Origin of the sequence: Streptomyces sp. BE303 (assembly GCF_036290945.1) — a bacterium.
Lineage (GTDB): Bacteria > Actinomycetota > Actinomycetes > Streptomycetales > Streptomycetaceae > Kitasatospora.
In genome coordinates this window covers 1-436 of record NZ_JAQYWZ010000355.1, presented here as the reverse complement: position 1 = coordinate 436, position 436 = coordinate 1, and the positions used below count along the sequence as shown (strand labels likewise).

1 pseudogene is annotated in these 436 nt (G+C 71.3%); it reads right to left on the bottom strand.

The features are described from left to right. Nucleotides 1-380: pseudogene (locus PUR56_RS05895) on the bottom strand (hypothetical protein); the annotation flags it as partial. Nucleotides 381-436: the final 56 nt, after the last annotated feature.

Here is a 436-nt window from a genome sequence, read left to right as displayed (position 1 = left end):
TCCGCAGGTTCCGCCGAACGGCCGGGCGCTGCTGCTTGCAGCCAGTACCGCTGGTGCTGGAAGGCGTAGGTCGGCAGCTCGGCCGGTCGGACGCCCGTGAACAGCGGCGACCAGTCGAACGGGACACCGTTGACGTGCAGGGTCGCGAGCGCCGTCAGCGCGGTGGTGACTTCGTCACGGTCGCGTCGCAGCAGAGGCGCGGTGACGGCGACGGGCTGCTGGACGAGCGCCGACAGGACGCCGTCCGGGCCCAATTCGACGAACCAGGTGACGCCGTCTAGCGCTTCGAGGGCGTCGGCGAAGCGGACCGGCTTGCTGACCTGGTCGACCGAGTACTCCGGGTCCGTCCACTGCCCGAGACCGACCTGTCGGCCCGTCACCGACGACTCCGCCGGGACGGATGGCTCGGAGACGGCCAGGGAGCGCTCCAGTGCGC